The following is a 23505-nucleotide window of genomic DNA, read 5'->3' as shown; positions in this document are numbered from 1 at the left end:
AGGAGTTATTATTATGCATGGTTTAAAAAAAGAAATCGGCTTTTTTGGAGCCTTCTCTACTGTAGTAGGGGTAGTAATTGGTTCGGGTGTATTTTTTAAAGCTGCAGTAATTTATAAAACAACTGGTAATGTAAGCCTAGGTCTATTAGCATGGGTATTAGCAGGTGTTATTAGTATTTGCGCAGGTTTGACGACTGCTGAATTAGCAGCTGCAATCCCAGAAACTGGTGGTATGATAGTTTGGGTAGAAAGAGCATATGGAAAAACAGCCTCATTCTTACTTGGATGGGCACAAGCTGTTATTTATTATCCAGCTAGTATTGCCGCTGCTGCTGCAATCTTCGCAACACAATTCACTAACCTTTTCCAAATAGATAAAAAATATTCTATTTTAGTTGGTGCTTGTGGTGCAGCAACAGTAACTGGTTTAAACTTACTTGGTAGTAAGGCAAGTGGTCGTATTCAAACATTTGCTACAATTTGTAAATTAATACCTATTATAGCAATTATTCTATTCGGGTTAATTCAACCAAATCCGACTACAATTGAACTATTCCCTTCATCTGGAAGTACTTCTACTGCTAGTGGCTCTGCTTTAGCGGCCTTAGGTACTGCTATGTTAGCTGCAATGTATGGTTACGATGGATGGATTAATGTTGGTACAATTGCTGGAGAAATGAAAAATCCTAAACGTGATTTACCTAGAGCAATCTTATACGGTCTTTTATTCATCACAGCTGTTTACTTACTAATAAACGTAGCTTACCTTATGACAATGCCTATGGAACAAATAGCTGGTAACGGAAATGTTCCAAATGATGTTGCTAGAAAATTATTTGGACCTAATGGTGGAAAAATTGTTACTATAGGTATCATGATAAGTGTTTATGGTACAATGAACGGATTTACAATGACTGCTATGCGTGTTCCTTATGCAATGGCAGCAAAAGATCAAATACCATTTAAAAATGCTTGGATGAAATTAAATAGCTTCCACGTACCTTACGTATCTGCTATTGCTACATTAGTTCTTTCAATCGCAATGATGTTTACTGGAGAATTCGATACATTAACTGACTTCTTATTATTCACTATCTGGATCTTCTTCATCTTAACATTCTTTGCAGTATTTGTTCTTAGAAAGAAAGAGCCAAACTTACAAAGACCATATAAAGTACCTTTATATCCAGTAGTTCCATTAATCGCTATTATTGGTGGTGCTTATATAGTATTCGCTGCTATTATTACTCAATTTGTATTAGCAATAAGTGGTGTAGCACTTACATTAGTAGGATTACTTTTCTACACAGAAACACACAAAAAGTTTAAAAAATAACAAAATATAATTAAATATAGAGATGCATTTATATGCATCTCATATTTTATCTATTTACATATACATATTTATTTATTTTATTTTTAATTTATGATAATATGTATTTATAGTTAAAAGATAGGAGATAATTTATGGTTAATTTAAAAAATAATAGATTAAATATTTCCATCGTTATTTATAGCTGTATATTTGCAATGGTTATTTGTAAGACAATGTTCTTTTATTTCAGCAGTAAATTTTCTTTTGTAAATTTCATTCACACTGCTTTAGTCTTTATGATTTTATTCAATAGTTGGAATATACAATTAATGCATATAAATAGATACGGTCGAGATAGTTTAGTCAATCTTATATTTGTTTGGTTACAAATAATTCCACTAGCTGGCTTTTTTGTATATAGACCACTTAAATTAAAGTTCTTATTAGGACTTTTAACAATTTTAGCGGTACTATTAGCTATTCAACATATTGTTGAATACTTTGCTACAAAAAATGAAGATCTTATGATTAAAAAATTAACAGAGCCTTTCTGTTATATTCTTCTAGGTAGAGCAGCTGCGTTGGCATTAGGTTTTGTATTTACAAAATGGGCTTTTTGGTTTATTTTCCTAGCTCTTATTGTAAGTCAATTACTACCAAGCTTTATTTCTAGAAGTTTACATGTGAAAGATATCAACTTCTCACATTTAGTTGCTAACACTCATGTAATGATTATTATATCTGTAATAGCTATTATTATTGGAAACTTTTTATACTTTGGTTTCGCAATTAAAACATTACTTTTAGATATAATGGTGATAGCTTTACTTTACATCTTCAACAAAAAAATTCTTACTGTTGATATAGGAATCAATAAACAATCAGGTAATGATTTTATTTTAGGTTCTTATTGTATTATATTTGGTATATATCTAGTGAACTTTTCACTTGGATATAGTCATTTAATACTATATGTAATCATTGCAATTATTTCATTAGTTGTTGGACGTAGAAAATATGATATATACAAAATAGAAGACTAGTTTAAAACTAGCCTTCTATTTTTTTTATTATCTTGCTTCTTGATAATCTAGAATTTCTGAAATTTTACTAGAAATATAACGTCCCAGTAATTCATGATTTTTTTCATCTATATGGATGCAATCGACCACTGAAGTTTCTGCTACTCTAGAAGCATTTAAGAAATCAACTCCATATTTATCTGTTACTTCTTTATAAGTTTGAGCTAAGAATCTAGATTGTCTTAAGCTGTTTTCATCATATTCACCAAATGAATTCTGTCTTTCTAAAATTTCATCACGAAGGTGAACTGGTGATACTACAAGAATTTTAGGAGTTTTATAGTTCTCTACTAAGTGAGGGTTTCTAATATATTTTATAAACTCTTCAATTCCTCTTGCCAAATGTTTTGCACTTGGATTAAATTGTTTTTTCAAATCATTTGTTCCTAGCATAATTATTACTAAATCCACTGGAACATGACTTAACATTAATAGTGGAAGTGTATCTACTCCACAACGAACAGGTACAATAGTATCTTTTGCAGTAATTGTTCTTCCGCTCAACCCTTCTTCGATTATTTCATCATTTGGACGTAATTCTTGAAGAACTTTTGTCCAACGTCTCTCCAATCTTAAACTGTCTTCACCTGGAGTTGCCCCCCATGTATTGCTATCTCCTATACACAAAATTCTCATTATTATCTCCACCTTTAAGTTTTCTTATATATTTTTATATTAATTTTATCAAATAGCTAGTTAAAAATCAATAATAAGCCTATAGTAAAAACCTAATAAAAATAATAAGAATTACTATCAGTGCATATGTTTTGTAAATATATTTTCTGTAACATATAATTAGTAAGTCAATATAAAGGAGGTATTTAATAAAATTGATTAAAGCAGATTTTCATCATAAACAACACTATAAAATTCAAGCTTATTCAAAAAAAATACTTTATATCACTCTATTTTTAACATTAAGTTTTGCCTTAATAGAGTATATTGGAGGTATACTTTCCAATTCATTAGCACTATTAGGAGATTCATTCCATATGTTTTCTGATGTAATTGCTCTTGGATTTAGTTTGATAGCTCTTATTTTTAGTTCAAAAAAACCTAATCAAAAATATACATTTGGCTATGTTAGACTAGAAATCATTGCTGCTTTTATTAACGGGTTAATGTTATTAAGTATTTCAATTTACTTAATATTCGAAGGAATTATGAGATTTTTAAACCCCAGAGATATAGATTTCAAATCAATGTTTTTAATAGCAACCATAGGACTTATTTTCAATATTATTATTACTATTATTTTAACTAAAAGCTTAAAAGAAGAAGATAATCTAAATATACAAAGTGCTTTATGGCATTTTCTAGGAGATTTAATTAGTTCAATCGGTATTATAATATCATCAACTATAATATATTTTACAAATTATCAAATAGTAGATGTTATTATGAGTATTTTTATAAGTATTATCCTATTTAGAGGTGGTTATAAAATAACTAAGTCTTCATTCATTATCTTAATGGAAGCTACAACACTTAATACTGAAGAAATCTATAAAGAAATAGAAGCGATTGAAGGAATTAAAAATATACATGAATTTCATGTTTGGCACACAGATACTAATGAAACAAATGCAGCAATGCACATACTATTAGATGAGTATCACGTTACAAAAGATTATACGATAGTAGAAAATGTGAAAACACTACTAAAAGAAAAATATGATATTGAACATTGTTTTGTCGCATTAGAAAATATTAAATACAATAATCATTAAAAAATATAGAGACTTCTTAATATATTTTAAGAAGTCTCTTTTTATTAAACTAAGTCTGTTACTTTTTTCACAACGTATGTAGGCTTAATATTATTATCAATAGGTAGCCCTTTAGGATTTATCCAGCAAGTATCTATTCCACTATTTATTCCCCCTAGTATATCAGACATTAAGTTATCACCAACAATTATTATTTCTTTTTTATCTATATTCCCTAACTTTTCAAATATTGCATTAAAGAATTCAACATCTGGTTTTTGATATCCTACTTCTTCTGAAATAAAAATATGTTTAAAGTACTTATTCAAATCATTATTTTTTAGACGAGTGTGTTGTGTCACTCCTACACCATTTGAAGCTATACAAAGAATATGTGTTTCAGATAGTTTTTCCAATAATTCTATAACTCCATCAAATAATTGATTTCCCATTGCTAAATAACTACGAAAACTAACGTCATACTCTCTTCCATCAACTTTTTTTCCTAAAAGATTAAAAAATTCTTCAAATCGTAGCTTTGTAACTTCTTTATTAGACATTTCACCTAGTTCAAACCTTCTCCATAAACCTTTATTAATTTCTTTATACTTATTAAATAGCTCTTCATTAAATTGAATATCACAATCTTCTAAAAGTTTATTAAATGCTATATGTTCTGCTTTTTCAAAATCTAATAATGTATCGTCTAAATCAAATAATATATACTTATACTTTTCTAAAATCATTATTTTTCTCCTTAATTACTATACACCTTATTCTACCATAAAAAAAATAAGCATGAAATACATTTATAAATATTTCATACTTATTAATTAAATTTATTTTATAACCATATATGTACTGATAAACAGTATTCCTTGGAAAATGAAAATAGCTGCTATTAGTATTGTTAGTAAAGTTGCAACTATTCCAGGAACAATCCATAAGATTATTCCTAATACTATTCCAGTAGTTCCAAATGTTACTAATCTCTTCGTTAAATTAGTTTCTCTTTGTAATGTTTTCTTCAAAGCAAGTCCATCAATTAATCTTGCTATACCAGAACAAAAGATCCATAGAGCTAATAAATTTGGAATTAAAGTAGCCTTACTTACATCATCAGCACTTAATAACCAAATTGCCAAAATTACAGTAATCACACCATTTAGTAAGTACCAAAGTTCTCTTCTATTTGAGTTAAAATATCCAACTATTTCCGAAATACCAGCTAATAGCATAACAATAGAAAATAATACACTCAAAGTAATCATATTTCCTACAGGATTTGCGAGTATATATATTCCAAGGACTAAGAAAATAATCCCTACGATTAATGAAAAATATTTAGTATTATTCATTATATCATCTCCTCATCTAAAATAATATGTTATTTATTATAGCATAGTTCCAGAGGATTTTCATATTTTATTTAAACTTTTATTAAAATGTGCTCTTACTTTTAAAGCTTTTTCGACACCTTCAATTTTGTAGTTTCTCCTTAGTTAAATTATTTATTATACCATAGAAAATAATTTATACTTATCTATCTCTTTTATTATTTTTTTCTTTTATAAAAAGTATAACATCAACGATTAGAAAGATAAGAACTATCTTAATTAATTCTGGAAATAATATGCACAATAGTATAATTATCAAATAGTGAATAATTAATCCTACTTTACTAAAACTGCTGAAAATACTTTTCTTACTAAGTAAATAATATGAAACACCTACCATTATAGAAGCTACTACAATACCTGATATACTATCTATATCAGCTACTATATTTAAAAACATCATAACATCTTACCTCCATAATATTAAAACTTATATTTAAGATATATCCCTTTAAGTTAATTATACTTTATATGTATTTTATTAGTAAAGTAATTATGTTATTTTCTCTTACAAAAAAACTCTTGATTCTATTCGTATTATTATCAATAAAAATTATTTACATCTATTAAAATGTGCTCTTACTCTTGGTGCTACTTCTTCACCAAATAGTTTTATAGCTTTCATAATATCTTCGTGTGGCATTGAGCCTAACGGAAGATGTAATAAGAATCTATCTAAGTTCAATGTTTCTATCATATCGATAAGTTTATTTGCTACAGTTTCAGGACTACCTACTAACATACTCCCTTCTGGACCTACACTATTTAAATATTGTTCAAATGTAAGTGGTCTCCAAAACGGTCTATCTTTTGATATTGCATCTACTACTTGTTTTGTTGGATGGAAATATTTATTTATAGCTTCTTCATCAGAATCAGCGATGAATCCCCAAGAGTGTGAAGCAACTTTTAGTTTATCTTCACTATAACCTGCATTTCGTCCAACGGCTTTATAGTAATCTATTAACCCTTTAAATCTTCTATACTCACCACCTATAATGGCATAAGCTATTGGAAAACCTTTTTGAGCAATTTTTACTGTAGACTCCACATTACCGCCAGTGGCAACCCAAATTGGAAAATCCTCTTGAATAGCTCGAGGATATACTCCTTTATCTAATACAGATTGAGTATGTTTTCCTTCCCAAGTTAACTTCTCATTATTTTTAATTTTATCAAGCATTTCTAATTTTTCATCAAATAACTCTTCATAATCAGCTAAATCATAACCAAATAAAGGAAATGACTCAGTAAATGAACCTCGCCCAACCATTATTTCACTTCGACCATTTGATATTGCATCGATTGTTGCATATTGTTGATATACTCTAACTGGATCTGAAGATGATAGTACTGTTACTGCTGAACTTAATTTTATATTTTTAGTTATGGATGCACCTGCAGCAAGTAATATCTCTGGTGCTGAAACTGCAAAGTCTTCTCTATGATGTTCTCCAATAGCATACATATCTAGCCCTACTTCATCAGCTAGTTTCATTTCTTCTATCATATCGCGTATACGTTGATCGTGTTTTGGAGCTACTCCAGTTCCTTCAATTTCTGTTGTTTCTCCAAATGTACTAATACCTAATTCTATCATTATTTTTCCTCCTAAATAATTTTAATTTAATCTCGAATTTGAGATATATTATGATTTTTAAAGAGAGTTTTATCTCTCTTATTGATTTACCTTTTTATTTTTAATAATATGTTCTTTAGAGTCTTGATTTCTTCATCCGTAAGTTCTGAGAATATTTCTTTTGTATTTTCTTTATGAATTGGAAAGATTTCAGTCATTAAGTCCTCTCCTTTTTTTGTTAACTTAATTAATGTAACTCTCTTATCACTATCACATACTTTTCGTACTACATAACCTTTTTTTTCAAGGTTATCTACAACGTAAGTTGCACTTCCACTAGCAAGTAGGATTCTATCCCTAATTTCTTGAATATTCTTTTCCCCTTTACTATAAAGAAATTCTAACACTGAAAACTCTGTTGAATTAATTGGATATTGTTTTAAAGTTCTTTTTAAATCGTCTACAAGTATATTACTTGTTCTCATTATTCCTATTACAGCTTTTAGTTCATTACTCATAATAACACTCCTACCATTAATCAAATATCTCAGTTTCTAGAAATTATTATATCGAATTCGAGATATTCTGTCAAAGAAAAAAACTATGGATAAATTTTATATTCATAGTTCTCTTTAATTATTCTGCAAATTGGCTTTGATACAATTCTGAATAGAAACCAAAAACAATACCTCTATTATTTTGTTAATCCTTCATATCTCCCTAGTAATCATGAAGCAGTTCACTATACAATGTATATTATTTTTGTTTCGATGGTTTTGAAAAAAATAGTAAATATATTCCAAATACTAGTTTAATCAATGAGTCAATGTACGCTATTACCTCTAATGGAATATTAGTAAAAAAATATCCTGCAAAAATATTAATGGCACAGATAATACCTAAATATATCATTGATTTTCCATGTACAAAATAATATGGAAAGAAGTGGAGTGCAGTTGCCATTAATGCCCCTAACCAAATTAATCTCCAATTTTCAGTTGCAAAAAAAGGTCCACCTAGTAAAAACATTAAAATAAATAATAAGATAATAGCATATGAGGCTACTTTATTTTGAAATTCATTTGAAGAACCACTCGATAATCTATTCAATACTTTTTTATTCATATTGATTGAGAAAAAACTAATAACATATCCAATACTAAACACTTGCATATTTATTATTTGTTTTCCTCCTATTAAGGTAGCTACTGAGATAACCAATGCTACTACAATTAGCCATAGCCCACATGCTCTCTTATAATTAAATTCTAACTTTTCATCTTTATTATAATTTAAAAAAGCCATAAATACCTCCAACAATCTATAATAAAATTATTCTCTTATTATACCACTAAATTGTTACTATTTAAAATAAGTTTTGTATTTCTTCCGACGTTTTTCTAAATACTAGGTTAATTTTTTCAAAGACTTCGCTTACCAACTCACTTATCACATTAAAATAAAAAAAACTATGGATAAATTTATATCCATAGTTCTCTTAATTATTCTGCAAATTGGCTTTGATAAAGTTCTGAATAGAAACCTTTTTGTTCTAGTAATTCATCATGGTTACCTTGTTCAATAATATCTCCATCTTTTAGAACAAGAATTTTATCTGCATTTCTAATTGTTGATAAACGGTGCGCTATTACGAATGTTGTACGACCTTCCATTAGCTTATTCATAGCTTTTTGGATTAGTACCTCTGTACGTGTATCAACACTTGAAGTTGCTTCATCCAAGATTAAAATTGGTTTATCTGCTAAAATAGCACGAGCAATTGTTAACAATTGTTTTTGACCCTGAGAAATGTTTGAAGCATCTTCATTAAGCTCCATATCATAACCACCAGGTAATGTTTTAATAAAATGATGAATATGTGCAGCTTTAGCAGCTTCGATTACCTCTTCGTCTGTTGCATCTAATCTACCGTATCTTAGATTTTCCATTATAGTTCCTTTAAATAACCAAGTATCTTGAAGAACCATTGTAAAGTATGAACGTAATTCTTCTTTACTTAATTTAGAAATATCTTTACCATCTATTGAAATACTACCACCATTAAGCTCGTAGAATCTCATAAGTAGTTTTACCATTGTAGTTTTACCTGCACCAGTTGGTCCAACAATAGCAACCATCTCACCTTTTTTAACATCACTAGTAAAGTTTTTGATAATAATTTGGTCTTCTACATATCCAAATCTTACATGATCAAATATTACATTACCTTCTTTATTTTCAATAACTTCAGTAGTTCCTACTACTTCTTCATCTTTTGCGTCTAAGAATTCAAATACTCTTTCTCCTGCAGCTGCCATTTTTTGAATTTCAGTCATAGATTGAGCTATTTGACCAATAGGTTGAGTAAAGTTACGGATGTATTGGATAAATGCTTGGATATCCCCTACTCCAATAGTTCCTTTAGCAACCAATAATCCACCTGAAAATACTATACCAACATAACCTAAGTTACCTACAAAGTTTATTACAGGGAACATTAATCCAGAGAAAAAGTTTGCTTTCCAAGATGTTGCATATAATTCACCATTTTTAGCGTTAAATTCTTTAATACTTTTATCTTTATGATTGAAAGCAGCAATAATATTTTGACCCGCATAACTTTCCTCAACTTGACCATTAACATCAGATAAAGATTTTTGTTGACCAGAAAAATATTTTTGACTAGCTTTTGTTAATAATCCTAATAGTACACCTGATACCGGCAAGATTACTATAGCTATTAATGTCATTAGAGGACTAATAGTAAACATCATTACTAGTACACCTAATACCATAGTAGTATTAGCTATTATTTGAGTAAAACTTTGGTTTAGTGATTGACCTAGAGTATCTACATCGTTAGTTACTCTTGATAAAGTTTCACCAACTGTACGTTGTTCAAAATATCCCATTGGTAAAGTATTTATCTTCTTACTAATATCTTTTCTTATATCATATGTTAAGTTTTGAGAAATATTACTCATTAACCAACCTTCGATAAACATAAACAAGGCTGATAATAAATATAGACCCAATACAGTTAATAGAATTCCTGCAATTTTTTCGAAGTTTATACTTCCAGTATTATTAATTTTTGCTACTAAACCTTCAAATAGTTCAGTTGTAGCACGTCCCATTATTTTAGGACCAACAATACCAAAAATTGTACTTACTAAGGCAAACACTACAACAAGAATTGTTGAAACTGTGTATTTTTTAAATAATAGTTTAATTATTCTTCTAAGAGTTTTTCCAAAATTATCTGATTTTTTTATCGCTTTTTGTCTACTCATTGTGCTTACCTCCTTTTGCCAATTCTTCTTCACTTAATTGACTTTCTGCAATTTCTAAATATGTTGGACAAGTTTTTAGTAATTCTTGGTGCTTACCAATACCTACTACTTCTCCTTCATTCATTACTATAATCTTATCTGCATTAAGAATAGTTGCAATACGTTGTGCTACAATAATAGTTGTAGTATCTTGCATTTTTTCTCTTAATGTTTTTCTTAATTTAACGTCTGTTTTATAATCAAGTGCTGAGAAACTATCATCAAAAAGAAGAATTTTAGGATTTTTAGCTAAAGCTCTTGCTATTGATAGACGTTGTTTTTGTCCACCAGATACATTAGACCCACCTTGTGATATCTCACTATCAAACTTATCTTCTTTTCCTTCAATAAACTCTAAAGCTTGAGCTATTTCTGCAGCTTTATACATATCTTCATCACTTATATTTTCATCACCAAATTTAATATTTGATGCGATAGTTCCACTAAATAACACACCTTTTTGTGGTACGAAACCTAGCATATCTCTTAATTTACTTAAGCTAATATCTTTAATATTAGTTCCATCTATTGTAATTTGACCCTCAGTTGCATCAAAGTATCTTGGAATTAAATGAAGTAATGTTGATTTACCACTACCTGTACTTCCGATAATTGCAGTAGTTTTTCCGGCTTCAGCTTCAAAACTAATATTACTTAATACTGGGCTATCAGCTCCATCAAATGTAAAGCTAACATTTTCAAATTTTAATGTTCCTTTAACATCTTTTATTTTGTCATCTTGTAAATCATTTCCATCTACAACCGTAACAGGCGCTTCTAATACTTCGTTAATACGCCCTGCAGCAACCTCTGCACGTGGAAGTTGCATCATTAAGAATGTAAAGAATAAGAATGACATAACTATTTGCATAGTGTAAGTAATAAACGCCATCATATCCCCTACTTGAATGCTACCAGCATCAATATTTTTTCCACCAATCCAAATAATTAATAATGATATACCATTCATTATAAGCATAATCATTGGCATTAGGGCAGACATTGTTCTATTAACAAACAGTTGATTATCTCTTAATATTACATTTTCTTTATCGAATCTTTTTTCTTCATGTTTTTCACGACCAAATACTCGAATAACTGAAATACCTGTAAGTAATTCACGTGTCACTAAGTTAACTTTGTCAATTAATTTTTGCATTATTTTAAACTTAGGCATTACTAAGAATGTAATAACGGCAAGAACCAGTGCTAAAATACCAACACCTAGCGCTATTATCCACGTCATTCCTGTATCTGTTTGAGTAACTTTATAAATACCCCACATTGCCATCATTGGCGCGAAGAATGCGATAAATAAAAACATATTTAAGGCATTTTGAATCTGTTGAATATCATTTGTACTACGAGTTATTAATGAAGCTGTTGAAAATTTATCAACGTCTTCCTTAGAAAATGATAGTACTTTATTATAAAGTTTTTCACGTAAATTGTATGCAACTTTTGCTGATACACGACTCGCAATAAAGTTTGAAATAATACTGGCAATACCTGAAATTAATGTAACGATTATCATCATGAATCCTACTTCTTTTAGATAATTACTTCGAATCTCATTAGTATTAATTCCAATCTGTTTATATTCTTCTTTTACAAACCTTATTCCACCCTGTTTGGTCATCATATCAGCTGAATTTCCTAAATCACTAACAGCTTTTTTTCTTTGCTCTGTTAATGTATCTTTTGAAACAACACCAGCCTGTACACCTTGAGCAACTTGATCTAAATCAGTATTATTAGATTTTGCTCCAAGAACAACAGTCGTTGTTTCTTTAAAGATGTCATTTAATTTAATACGAGTTTCATCAGAAACATTTTTTAAGATATAAGTATCCCCATCTTTTGTATAATTTTCTGTAACTTGTTTTATTTCATCGTCTGACATAAACAGCTCCAGAGTATTTAGTGATTTTTCACTAATTTTACTAGGTACAGCATCTTCAATACCACTTTGTTGAATACCTGTATCTACTATATTACTGGTATAAGTTGGTAGTGCTAATTCTGCAACAACACGTACACCTAAAATTACTACTAGACTTAGTATTGCAATTTTAAAGCCTTTTAAATATTTTAGTAATTTCACTCTATTCTTCCTCCTTTTCCTCTACTTCTTCTTTTAATATTTGACTCATCTTAGTTAGAGTTATATTAAATGCTTCTTTTTCCTTATTATCAAGCTTACTCCATAGACTTTCTACCCATTCCTCATGTCTTCTACGATGTTCTTCTATATAGTCAACACCTTTTGGAGCTAATGTTAGAAACTTTTTACGCTTATCTTTCTTATCTACAGTTTGTTTAATAAAATCATTATTTACTAACTCTGTAACTAAAGCAGTGACTCTAGGTTTGGTTACACATAATTCTTCGCCTAGTTCTTGCATAGTTACTTTATTTTTTTCTGAAATCAGCATCATAGCCTGAAATCCTGGTTTTCTATAAGGAACATCACTTTTTTTATGTACCCTCTTCATTATTAATCTAAGTTCTTCTAACTTATCAATCGCATCTAAATACGTTATACCTTCAGCATTCATTTTCTCACCTCCAACAAAAAAATAGTTCACAACATTAACTTTTTAGTTAACCATGTGAACTATTATATTCCAAATATTAGTGAATGTCAATAATATTTTTATATTTTTTTAATAAATATTATCTATATTCTTTCTTTTCTTTTTAAAAAATAGAGGTAGTAAATAAATTACCACCCTTATCTTTTATTCTTGCTATATATTAACTTAAAAATTCATCTTTCTCAATCGTTAGTCTTCCCATATTATCTTTTGAATATGAGCTGCTACAATAGTTCTTCCAATCTGTCAATACAATATCTAATAGTTTATCTGATTTTTCTTGTAAATATTCTTTTGAGATATTATATTTTTCTAGTAACTCTCTTGTTTGTTTTTGATCATCTTCTACTGTAGGAACATTTTCACCACGGAAAGTCACAGTATTCCGCAATTCATGATTATCCATATCATATAGGTAGTTTATTTCTAAATATACCCCTTCGGTGATTAATGATTAGCTAATTATAAATATTTTCTTTTCATCATCAAAGTTTATTAAAGAAAATTCTATATTACTTCCATTAACTTGTTCTTTATAGTAAAATTTTTTACATCGAAGCCTTGATCATCTCTGTGTATAGGTTTTAACTGTCCCATATTATCTATAGCTCTAAGTGATAATACGTTAAAATACGAATTATACATCTCCTCAAAAACATTTTTTATAATTACTTTATGATAAGTATAATAACCAGCTACTTTAGTCACTATTACTATTAAAGTTACACAATATGTGTTTAGCTTTTTCATACTATCACCTACTATTTCTCTAGTTTTTGATACTTAATTTTCAAATCTTCTTCAACTTTAACTAATGAAAATTAGTTTCTTTTATATATTGCTTTTTGTATATTATCCTATAGATTATAATTTTTATCAAAATTAAATTATATTATATTATATTCTTAATAATTGTACCGATTTTTTAATTATAATTTCAATTATTAAGGAAGGTTGTTTACTATTTTTGTTGCTAATTAAAAAAAGAACTTTAAAGTAGTACAATACTACTTTAAAGTTCTTCATATTATTTACTTATTGCCCAAGCTTGTGCAATATTATTTTTAACATCATTTTCTGTGAAACCATTGTAACTAGTTAACTTAACATCATCGTCATTTGGATCATTAATGTAGAATTTCTCATCCTCGTAACCACGTATTACCTTATAAGTTACTTTATCTCCAAACAATCCAGATTTTAGTCTTATTAGTACTGGTTTATTTTCTTTTAAGGCTTTTTCAATATTTTGAACAGTATTATCTGTATCTATCTCATCAGCTTTTACATTATATTTTTTAGCAAAGGCAGAAACAATTGTTGGTTGAGTACCTTGGTTTTTAATATAATACTTACTTCCTGCCCAAGATGCAATGTCCTCAACACTTGCCCCTTCTAGTCCAAGATAGTTAGAAATCATAGCTAATGATACTATTGCATCACCATTTTCTTCTATTGTTTTCTTACCGTCTGTACCGTAACTTATATTTTTATAAGCATCTTGCTTCATATAATACATAGGAATTGTTAATCCTTTTTGAGGTAAGTTTAATAACTGTTCTTTACGTTTTGCATTATAGTTATCAATATTAATTTGATAATATAGGTAACCTTCTATTCCTTCTTTTAATGCAGAAATATATTGTTTTTGAGCCACACTATCATTTAATATATCAACATCTACTTTATCATGTATATTACCTGATACTACTCTAACTTGTGGAAGCTTATCACTCAATTGACTAAAGTTTCCTTGTTTTTCTGAAGCAGATACTTTTGATATGTAATTATTAGAAAGATGTTTTTCGATACTTTTAGCTATAATCGCTGACTCTGTAGTACTATAGTATACTTTAGCACCAAAGGTACCTTTAGTATCTGTATTAACAACATCAAGATCAACTAACATCTCTGCTTTATTATCAGCAACAAGTTTTTTTATAGAATCTTGTGAAGGGATATTTTCATCATTATCTCTTGTTAAAAATACCTTTATTCCATCCGCTTCTAGTTTTTGTTTCAACTCTTTAGCAATTCTAAGATTGTAAGTTTTAGGATAGACACCTTTATAATCCGGTGTTTCATTTTGCTTCATTACAGGATTTAGAACTACTGCATATGATGATAGTTTTTCTTTATTTTGGTCTTCTGGATTTTTTTGACCACTACCTAAAATACTCCATCCTGGAACCCAACCAACATAGTTATCACTCGTTTCAATTTCATACCATGAATCAGTTTTACTTAATACTTCTATTACATCCCCTGCAGGAACTTTTTTCAAAACTGGATATGAATCGTCCGGTCCTGTTCTAACCTCTACTTCTTTAGAGATTGTCATTTGGTCGTCAGCATTTGCAGATGGATTAATCTTAGAATTAATATAGTACATACCACCTGCTAAAACGAATAATACTAACATAGTTGAGATAAGCCATAATATTGTATTATCACTTCTTTTTCTCTTTATTCTCATATTCATTTCTATTTTCTCACTGATATTTTTTCATAAATTATTGTAACTGGTCCATCGTTAACTATATTTACTTTCATCATAGTTTGGAATATTCCAGTTTCTACTTTAATACCTTCTTCTCTAAGGTGTTCATTAAATTCTTCGTATAACCTGTTTGCATCTTCTGGTCGAGCTGCACTAGTAAAGCTAGGTCTTTTACCTTTTTTAGTATCAGCATATAATGTAAATTGAGAAACCGATAATATACTACCACCTACATCTTTTAATCCTAGGTTAAGTTTACCATTTTCATCTTCAAACAGTCTTGCTTCAGCAATTTTCTTTGCCAAGTATTTAGCATCTTCGCTTGTAGAATCTTTATGAACTCCAACAAGAAGGCAATAACCTTTATCTATTTCACCAACTATTTTGTTATCTACACTAACACTAGCTTTTTTTACTTTTTGTAATACTACTTTCATACTTCACCTATTTCACTATTCTTTCTACACTATATACATCAGGAATTTGACGTAATTTCTTAATCATAAAGTCACATTCACTGACATTTTTAACATATATACCTATTGTAGTCACACTAGTTTTATCTGACTTAGCTTCTGAATGTAATTTTTTAATTTCTACTCTACTTTCACTAAGTGTTAACAGTATATTTTGAAGAAGTAATTCTCTGTCAAATGCATGTAATTGCAATGTAACGCTATATCTTCTAGCATTCAAGCTTTGTACCCATTCAACATCTAATAGTCTTGCTTTATCTTCCTCACTTAAGTTAGGACAATTACTTCTGTGTACAGTAACTCCTCTACCTTTTGTAATAAATCCTACTATATCATCACCAGGAATTGGTTGACAACATTTTGATAATCTTACAAGAATATTATCAACACCTTTAACATAGACACCAGTTTCTGTGACTATTTTTTTCTCTTCTTCAGCATTAACTAGTTTTTCAAGTTTTTCTTGTGTTTGTTTTTCTTTTCTTATTTTTTCTGTAAGACGAGCAAATACTTTGTTTGCTGAAATTCCACCATAACCGATTGAAACATATAGCTCCTCTAGAGTGGCAAATTTATATCTATTTAATGCTATTTCGATATTTTCTTCAGTCAAAACTTCATCAATATCAAAGTTATTAGCTTTTATCTCATCTTTTAAGAGAATTTCACCTTTAATTAAGTTTTCTTCTCTAGCTGCTTTTTTGAAGAATGCTTTTATTTTCGATTTAGTTTGTGATGATCGTGCTATGTCTAGCCATGAACGTTTTGGTCCTGTAGAATTTTTACTAGTTCTTATATCACAAATTTCGCCAGTTGATAACTTATAATCAAAAGCTTCTATCTTATCATTTACAGTAGCCCCTATCATTTTATTACCAACTTCTGAGTGAATAGCATAAGCAAAATCGACTATACATGAACCTTTAGGTAATTCTATAATATCACTATTTGGTGTAAATACATAGATTTTATCACTTAATAAATCTACTTTAAGAGATTCCATGAAACTTTCTGCGGTTGCTTCAGTTTCATCATTTTCTGCAATTTTTTGGAACCAGTTAAGTTTTTCATAAAAATTATTATCTTTATTTACTTTTTTACCTTCTTTATATGCCCAGTGTGCTGCGATACCTTTTTCTGCAATTTCATGCATCTCGTATGTTCTTATTTGAACTTCTAAAGTTTGCCCATCTGGTGCAATAACTGTTGTATGTAATGATTGATACATATTAGGTTTTGGCATTGCAATATAGTCTTTTATACGACCTGGAATTGGAACCCATAAATTATTTACAAGCCCTAATGTTGCGTAACAATCAGCAACAGAGTCTACAAGAACACGTACAGCTAGTAAATCATATATTTGGTCAAAAGTTTTATTTTGCTTAACCATTTTTTTATAGATACTATAAATATGTTTTGGTCTACCATTAACCTGTGCTTTAATATTATTTTCACCTAATAATGCAGTAATACTTTCACAAGCTTCTTTTATACTTTCTTCACGAGCACTTCGTTTTTGTTTCATCATACCAACAATAGAAAAATATTGTGCTGGATGTAAATATCTAAGCGAAGTATCTTCTAACTCCCATTTTACAGAACTAATCCCAAGTCTGTGAGCTAGCGGTGCATATATTTCCAAAGTTTCACTAGCTATTTCTCTTTGTTTTTCTTCTCTCATATACTTCATAGTTCTCATATTATGAAGTCTATCGGCTAATTTTACGAATATAACACGTAAGTCTTTCGCAATTGAAACAAATAATTTTCTATGATTTTCTGCTTGTGATTGTTTTTTAGAACGGAATTTTACTTTATCTAACTTTGTAACACCATCTACAATCACAGCAATATCATCGCCAAATCTCTCTTTTATATCTTCAAGTGTATATTTTGTATCTTCTACTACATCATGTAGAAAACCTGCACAAATAGTGGCATAATCTAATTTAAGCTCAGTTAAAATTCCTGCAACTTGAATTGGATGTAATATGTATGGTTCCCCAGATTTTCTAAATTGTCCTTCATGTGCATCTTTTGCCAACTCATAAGATTCTTTTATAATCTTAATCTGTTCTTCTGGTAAATATTTACTAGCCATATCTTCTACATTTTGATAATTATATGGATATTCAAGATTCACAGAAATTCCTCCTTTTTATAAATTTTACTCTACCCTTTATAATACCACAAAATACAGAAAATTTCTTGTATTTTATATAATTTATTAATATGAAATATCAATTCATAAAAAAATCCTAGCTCAATAATGAACTAGGATTTTTTATATTATTTTACATCCACATCTTGAGATAAATCAACTTTATCTAATGGGATTAATTTTGTTTTATATCTAATTTTGTGATATAGGTAGAAGAATAAGAATATTGGTACTCCCATGTAAGTAGTTAATACTCCACTCCAATTTACTATACCTTTAGTTATAAGTTCTGTATCTTGACCGATAATTACAATAATACATAACACTAACGCAATAATTGGGCCTACTGGGAACCATTTAGCACGATATTTAAGATCGTTTAAATCTTTACCTTGTGCTACATAAGCTCTTCTAAATCTGTAGTGGCTTAGTGCGATACCTAACCATGCGATAAATCCAGTTAATCCACTTGCTGCAACTATATAAGTATATGCGTTAGCACTTGTTAGCTGAATTAAGAAGATTAAAAATACTACTACTGAAGTCGCTATTAATGAAACAACAGGTGTTCCATATTTTGTTACACGTCCAAAGATTGGATATGCTAATTTCTCTTTACTCATAGCGTATAGCATTCTTGTTGAAGCATATAAACCAGAGTTACCAGCTGATAATATTGAAGTTAAGATTACTGCATTCATAACACTAGCTGCTAAAGCAAATCCAGCATTTTTAAATACTATTGTAAATGGTGATTTAGCAATTTCTTCGGCACTTTCAGCTCCTAATAAATCTGGAGAAGTGTAAGGAATTAATAACCCAATTACTAAGATAGCAAGTACGTAGAAAATTAAAATTCTCCAGAAAACTTGTTTAACAGCTTTTGGAATACTTTTTTCTGGTTCTTCACTTTCCCCAGCAGTAATACCAATTAATTCAGTACCTTGGAATGAATATCCAGCGATTAAGAATACTCCTAAAGTCGCAAGTATTTGACTTGATAATGAAGTATCTTCACCTATGAATGGTGCATCTCCAACTGTTAAGTTTTTAAATCCAATATATTCTCCACCTAGGATACCAAAGATAGTTAAGCATCCAACAATTAGGAAAATTATAACAACTACTACTTTGATAAGAGCAAACCAATATTCACTCTCACCATAAACTTTAACACTAAGTGCGTTTAATCCGATAATAATAACTAAGAATAATAAACTCCAAGCCCAGTGTGGTAAAACGCGCATTGGCTCCCAGTAACTAATAGCTAGTGCAGATAATTCTACGTCCGCAGCTACTGTAATTACCCAGTTAAACCAATAGTTCCATCCAAGAGCAAATCCAAGTGACGGATCCACATATCTAGATGCATATGTACTAAATGAACCTGACGTTGGAAGATATGTTGCCATCTCCCCAAGAGATGTCATTAAGAAATATACCATAAGTCCTATACATAGATAAGCAACAATTGCTCCTCCTGGTCCTGCACTATGAATTGCTTGACCACTGGTCATGAATAATCCACTACCGATACATCCACCAATCGCTATCATACTAATATGACGCGATCTTAAATTTCTTTTTACTTCATTTGCATTGTTATTGCTATTATTTGTCATAATAAAAACCTCCTCGAAAAAAATAAAAAAGCATAACATCTACCATATTTTGTACAGTGAGTCATACTCTGACATACTCATCCAAAACAAGATATTAGTAGCGCAACATAGCCTTACGACTATGACAGTCCTATACTTATTCAATATAGTCCCAACAATATTAACATAGGATTAATACTGTTTCGGCGACGTTTCCTTTCAGGTAACATCATTAAGCCCTATACTCTCCATTACCCTACTATTAAAAATCGCAACCTCTACCTCACTTATTTTTTTGTGAGGTATTTATTAAATTTACTGTTTTCAGTATAATACACTTTTTTTAGAATGTCAATAATTTTAATTATAATTAATTTATTTTTTTATTATATTCTAAAGACTGGCTTAAAACTCTTTCCTTCTAACATACATCTATTATTTTATATACTATTAAGTATGAAAAAGGGTTAAGAATAAACTCTTAACCCTTTTCATGGAATACTAATATCGCTCTACTATCGTACCTTTTCTGTATTCGTCTAACAATAATTTAAGTAAATCTATTTGTTTTTTAATTTTTACACCATTATCTGTATCAGCTACTTTTTTTCTTGTTAATTTATCTACAACTCTACGTGTTGATACAATATCAGTTTCGTCTTTAAGTGCTTTTTTCTTACTTTGGAAAATATCATGGCTCATTATTTGTAATCCATAAGAATTATATGTCAATGTATAGCCACCATGACCTGTTGTTTTATGATATGCTCTTGACATTCCACCATCAATAACAATCGTACGACCATTGGCTTTTATTGGATCTTCACCTTTTGTTTCCTTGACTGGAGTATGACCATTAATTATATGTCCGTCTTCTTTTAATCCAAATTCTTTTAATAGTTTTACACAAAATTCTTCATTATCTCGTAATTTGTAATATGCATTTTTTACTTCTTCATGAGTTGCTTTATCTTCAATAAAGTATCTTTCAAAAGTAGTCATATCACGTTTCCCAAATAATGGTGAAAATTCACCTTGCCATAGGTAGAAGAATAATCCATTATCTTCTCTTTCTTCACTATAAAAAATACTACGAATTTTTCTATCAAAAAAGTCTAATAAAGCTTTACCCTCATATTGTTTATTTTCATATGTGAATTTTTGGAAATTACCTTCACTATCTACCGGCATACAACCGTGAATTAGAAGATTACCATTATAACAACTATACATTGCACCTTTATTAATAAATAGTTCGATATGTTTTTTTAATTTTTCACTTGTAACAAATGACTCTCTTAATTTATTTACTACTTTTTCTTCATCTTTCGTTAACTTAAATGGATTTTTTCTATCGATTGTTGGGAAATCACATGATTTCATTGGATGTACTTTACCACGTATAACAACCGTCTTTTTATCAAAATCAATTTTATCTAATAAAGCTCTAGTTTGTAGATTAAACTCTGGATTTTTATCAATTACTTGTTTTTCTAATTTAAACTGAATTATAGCCATAGCTTTGTGCATTCTAGCAATTTGTAAAATCTCATGTTCACTATATTTTAATTCATCGTCTTTAGAAAGTTTTGGTAAAAATTCCTTACAAGGATCCTCTTTATAATATTTCTCACTTAAATTCAGTAATCCTCTTAAAGAAATACCATATCTATCTTCAACAATATCTAAATTATCATATCTTGCACAAATACGAATAACATTTGCCATAGATATTCTATCACCTAGATATGCTCCTATCCATAACATATCGTGATTTCCCCATTGAATATCTAATGAGTGATAATTAAGCAATCTATCCATTATTTTATCAGGTAAAGGTCCTCTATCATACACATCTCCCACAATATGTAGATGATCTATAATAAGTTTATGAATACTTAAAGATAACTCTATAATAAACTTATCTCCCGCACCTAATTCAATAATATTTTCTAAGATTTTTTCATAATAATCTTCTTTATCACGAGTTTGCATTTTGTACAATAACTCTTCAATAATATAATCAAAGTCTTTTGGTAATAACTTTCTTACTTTAGAACGTGTATATTTTCTTGCTGCTACTTGCGTTACCTCTAAAAGTCTTAATAATAGAATCTTTTGGTATTCTTTATATTCTGCAGTTGAAAATTCTTTTTTTAAAAGATTTAATTTTTCTTCTGGATAATATATTATAGTAGCCAGCAAGTTAAGCTCTTTTTTAGGAAGTCTATTCCCAAATACCTCCTTCAACTTTTCTTTTATTACACCAGATCCATTTCGTAGTATGTGATCAAAAGCTTCATATTCACCATGAATATCACTTAAAAAATGTTCTGTTCCCTTTGGTAATGATAGAATTGCTTCTAAATTAATTATTTCTTTCGTTGTTTCATCTATATTTCTAAAATTTTCTGATAAAAGTTCTAGATGTTCCCTAGATATATTCATAATGTTCTCCTTGAAATCGTTTTATATTTTTAATTCTACCACTTTTTTTCTTTTTATTCAAATAGAAAATACACTTTTATTCCGCAAAAACAGAATAAAAGTGTATCATATCTATATTGTATTATCGTAATTTTTCAACGTATTCTTTCATTTCGTTCATTTCTTCTAGAGTATCCGCAACTAAAACATACATTGTATTACCTTGTAATTCAGCAAAAGCTTCTGGCATTCTAAGAACAGCTTTTAACTTATCTTGATATTTATTTCTAATATCATCTTCTGAATATAGATAATCTTTGTAATCACGTCTTGTAGAAGCTAATCCGTATTTAGAATCAAGGTTTAATTCTCCATTAGTTCCTTTTACAACTTCAGCATATAGTTTAAAGAAGTCAAAAGAATGAGCGTAGTTATATACGTCAATAGCAAAAGCACCCGCTGGACGGTTATTATATTCAATCGCTATATAATCATCTTCAGTTTTGAAAAATTCAATATGGAAGAATCTTTCTTTCATACCAAATGCTTTTACTGCTTTTTCACCATACTCTACTAATTTAGGATCAAGTTCTTTATCAATATAGTATACCCAATCAATTGTATTATTATTTAATAATTCTAGTGGAGTATAGTAGTATACAATACTAGTTGAAAAAACAATATTTCCTTTAGCATCAACAATACCATCAAATGTTACAATATCAGAAGCACTAACAAATGGTTCTAAGAAATAAGCTGTTTTTCCATCCCATTCTTTTTTGAAGTTTTCTACATCTTTTTTATCTTGTAGTTTAAATGTAGCTGCTGCTCCTACTCCATTATCAGGTTTAGCAATTAAAGGTAATTTTAATTTCTTAACACCTTTGTCTATATCTTTTTCTTTTTTCACTAAGAAACCAGGTACGACAGGTACCCCTGCTTTTTCAAAGTATTTTTTCATCTCAGATTTGTGTTTAGTTTTCTTCAAATCACGTTCTTTTAGACCATAAACATTAAACTGTGTACGTAAAGCAGCATCTAATTCCATCCAGTGCTCATTTTGTGATTCAATTCTATCAATTGGTCCATGTTTGTGGAATAAAAATGCTACCGCTCTTTTTACTTCCTCAACATCATCTAAACTGTTAACTCTAAAATACTCTGTTAAAGCATCTTTTAATCTATCATCAAGTTGATCATATGGTTCCTCTCCTATACCAAGTACATTGAACCCTTGATTTTTCAACTCAATTGAAAATTTTTGAAAATTATGTGGATAATATGGTGATATAACTATATAGTTCATAACTGTGTCCTCTTTTCTTT

At 29.2% G+C, this 23505-nt stretch carries 21 protein-coding genes and 1 riboswitch; of the genes, 3 read left to right on the top strand and 18 right to left on the bottom strand.

Annotated features, from left to right (window positions below):
- The first annotated feature begins 13 nt into the window (after nucleotides 1–13).
- Nucleotides 14–1336 carry an APC family permease gene (locus tag T369_RS0100160; protein WP_031550097.1) on the top strand — a complete coding sequence of 441 codons (1323 nt, stop codon included), beginning with the start codon at nucleotides 14–16 and terminating at the stop codon, nucleotides 1334–1336.
- A 131-nt stretch (nucleotides 1337–1467) separates the two neighbouring features.
- Nucleotides 1468–2358, top strand: a complete 891-nt coding sequence (locus T369_RS0100155; RefSeq protein ID WP_051618942.1) for a hypothetical protein — start codon at nucleotides 1468–1470, stop codon at nucleotides 2356–2358.
- Nucleotides 2359–2385: 27 nt separating this feature from the next.
- On the opposite strand, the gene T369_RS0100150 is transcribed toward T369_RS0100155, so the two are convergent.
- Complete coding sequence (locus T369_RS0100150; RefSeq protein WP_006364424.1) at nucleotides 2386–3033, bottom strand: GDSL-type esterase/lipase family protein; 648 nt, start codon at nucleotides 3031–3033, stop codon at nucleotides 2386–2388.
- Nucleotides 3034–3227: 194 nt separating this feature from the next.
- Here T369_RS0100150 and T369_RS0100145 point away from each other — a divergent pair, with 194 nt between their 5' ends.
- Entirely contained in the window at nucleotides 3228–4127 is a 900-nt protein-coding gene (locus T369_RS0100145) for a cation diffusion facilitator family transporter (RefSeq protein WP_035496228.1), read from the top strand.
- A gap of 44 nt (nucleotides 4128–4171) precedes the next feature.
- Here T369_RS0100145 and T369_RS0100140 read toward each other — a convergent pair whose 3' ends face one another.
- The 17 genes from T369_RS0100140 to T369_RS0100065 form a co-directional block, all read right to left on the bottom strand.
- Entirely contained in the window at nucleotides 4172–4852 is a 681-nt protein-coding gene (locus T369_RS0100140; RefSeq protein ID WP_031550087.1) for a YjjG family noncanonical pyrimidine nucleotidase, read from the bottom strand.
- Nucleotides 4853–4945: 93 nt separating this feature from the next.
- Entirely contained in the window at nucleotides 4946–5464 is a 519-nt protein-coding gene (locus T369_RS0100135; RefSeq protein WP_031550083.1) for an HdeD family acid-resistance protein, read from the bottom strand.
- A 181-nt stretch (nucleotides 5465–5645) separates the two neighbouring features.
- The gene (locus T369_RS0100130) at nucleotides 5646–5906 is read right to left on the bottom strand and encodes a hypothetical protein (protein WP_031550080.1); all 261 of its coding nucleotides are present in this window, start codon (nucleotides 5904–5906) and stop codon (nucleotides 5646–5648) included.
- Between the two features lie 150 nt (nucleotides 5907–6056).
- Nucleotides 6057–7103: an LLM class flavin-dependent oxidoreductase gene (locus tag T369_RS0100125; protein ID WP_031550077.1), complete on the bottom strand. Its 1047-nt coding sequence runs from the start codon at nucleotides 7101–7103 to the stop codon at nucleotides 6057–6059.
- A gap of 86 nt (nucleotides 7104–7189) precedes the next feature.
- The gene (locus T369_RS0100120) at nucleotides 7190–7600 is read right to left on the bottom strand and encodes a MarR family winged helix-turn-helix transcriptional regulator (RefSeq protein ID WP_031550075.1); all 411 of its coding nucleotides are present in this window, start codon (nucleotides 7598–7600) and stop codon (nucleotides 7190–7192) included.
- Nucleotides 7601–7838: 238 nt separating this feature from the next.
- Entirely contained in the window at nucleotides 7839–8387 is a 549-nt protein-coding gene (locus T369_RS0100115; RefSeq protein WP_031550072.1) for a DUF6609 family protein, read from the bottom strand.
- 197 nt (nucleotides 8388–8584) lie between these two features.
- The gene (locus T369_RS0100110; protein WP_031550069.1) at nucleotides 8585–10375 is read right to left on the bottom strand and encodes an ABC transporter ATP-binding protein; all 1791 of its coding nucleotides are present in this window, start codon (nucleotides 10373–10375) and stop codon (nucleotides 8585–8587) included.
- Complete coding sequence (locus T369_RS0100105; protein WP_031550066.1) at nucleotides 10368–12518, bottom strand: ABC transporter ATP-binding protein; 2151 nt, start codon at nucleotides 12516–12518, stop codon at nucleotides 10368–10370. The genes T369_RS0100110 and T369_RS0100105 overlap by 8 nt, the downstream gene beginning before the upstream one ends.
- 1 nt (nucleotide 12519) lies before the next feature.
- Nucleotides 12520–12972: a MarR family winged helix-turn-helix transcriptional regulator gene (locus tag T369_RS0100100; RefSeq protein ID WP_031550063.1), complete on the bottom strand. Its 453-nt coding sequence runs from the start codon at nucleotides 12970–12972 to the stop codon at nucleotides 12520–12522.
- 199 nt (nucleotides 12973–13171) lie between these two features.
- Entirely contained in the window at nucleotides 13172–13402 is a 231-nt protein-coding gene (locus tag T369_RS09490) for a TipC family immunity protein (protein ID WP_233417868.1), read from the bottom strand.
- Nucleotides 13403–13518: 116 nt separating this feature from the next.
- On the bottom strand, nucleotides 13519–13761 hold the full coding sequence (locus tag T369_RS09485) for a hypothetical protein (protein WP_233417867.1): 243 nt from the start codon (nucleotides 13759–13761) through the stop codon (nucleotides 13519–13521).
- 277 nt (nucleotides 13762–14038) lie between these two features.
- A complete protein-coding gene (locus tag T369_RS0100090; protein ID WP_081821885.1) occupies nucleotides 14039–15493 on the bottom strand; it encodes an N-acetylmuramoyl-L-alanine amidase in 1455 nt (484 codons plus the stop codon).
- A 2-nt stretch (nucleotides 15494–15495) separates the two neighbouring features.
- Entirely contained in the window at nucleotides 15496–15948 is a 453-nt protein-coding gene (gene dtd / locus T369_RS0100085) for a D-aminoacyl-tRNA deacylase (RefSeq protein ID WP_031550057.1), read from the bottom strand.
- 7 nt (nucleotides 15949–15955) lie between these two features.
- Entirely contained in the window at nucleotides 15956–18133 is a 2178-nt protein-coding gene (locus T369_RS0100080; RefSeq protein ID WP_031550054.1) for a RelA/SpoT family protein, read from the bottom strand.
- A gap of 146 nt (nucleotides 18134–18279) precedes the next feature.
- On the bottom strand, nucleotides 18280–19773 hold the full coding sequence (locus T369_RS0100075) for an amino acid permease (protein WP_031550051.1): 1494 nt from the start codon (nucleotides 19771–19773) through the stop codon (nucleotides 18280–18282).
- A gap of 90 nt (nucleotides 19774–19863) precedes the next feature.
- Nucleotides 19864–20041: riboswitch (Lysine riboswitch) on the bottom strand.
- 212 nt (nucleotides 20042–20253) lie between these two features.
- Nucleotides 20254–22200, bottom strand: coding sequence for a fructose-bisphosphatase class III (locus T369_RS0100070; protein ID WP_031550047.1), 1947 nt, complete (start codon nucleotides 22198–22200; stop codon nucleotides 20254–20256).
- Nucleotides 22201–22321: 121 nt separating this feature from the next.
- Nucleotides 22322–23485: an ATP-grasp domain-containing protein gene (locus T369_RS0100065; protein WP_031550044.1), complete on the bottom strand. Its 1164-nt coding sequence runs from the start codon at nucleotides 23483–23485 to the stop codon at nucleotides 22322–22324.
- Nucleotides 23486–23505: the final 20 nt, after the last annotated feature.

Origin of the sequence: Gemella sanguinis ATCC 700632 (assembly GCF_000701685.1) — a bacterium.
Taxonomy (GTDB): domain Bacteria; phylum Bacillota; class Bacilli; order Staphylococcales; family Gemellaceae; genus Gemella; species Gemella sanguinis.
This window is presented reverse-complemented; position numbering and strand designations above follow the sequence as displayed.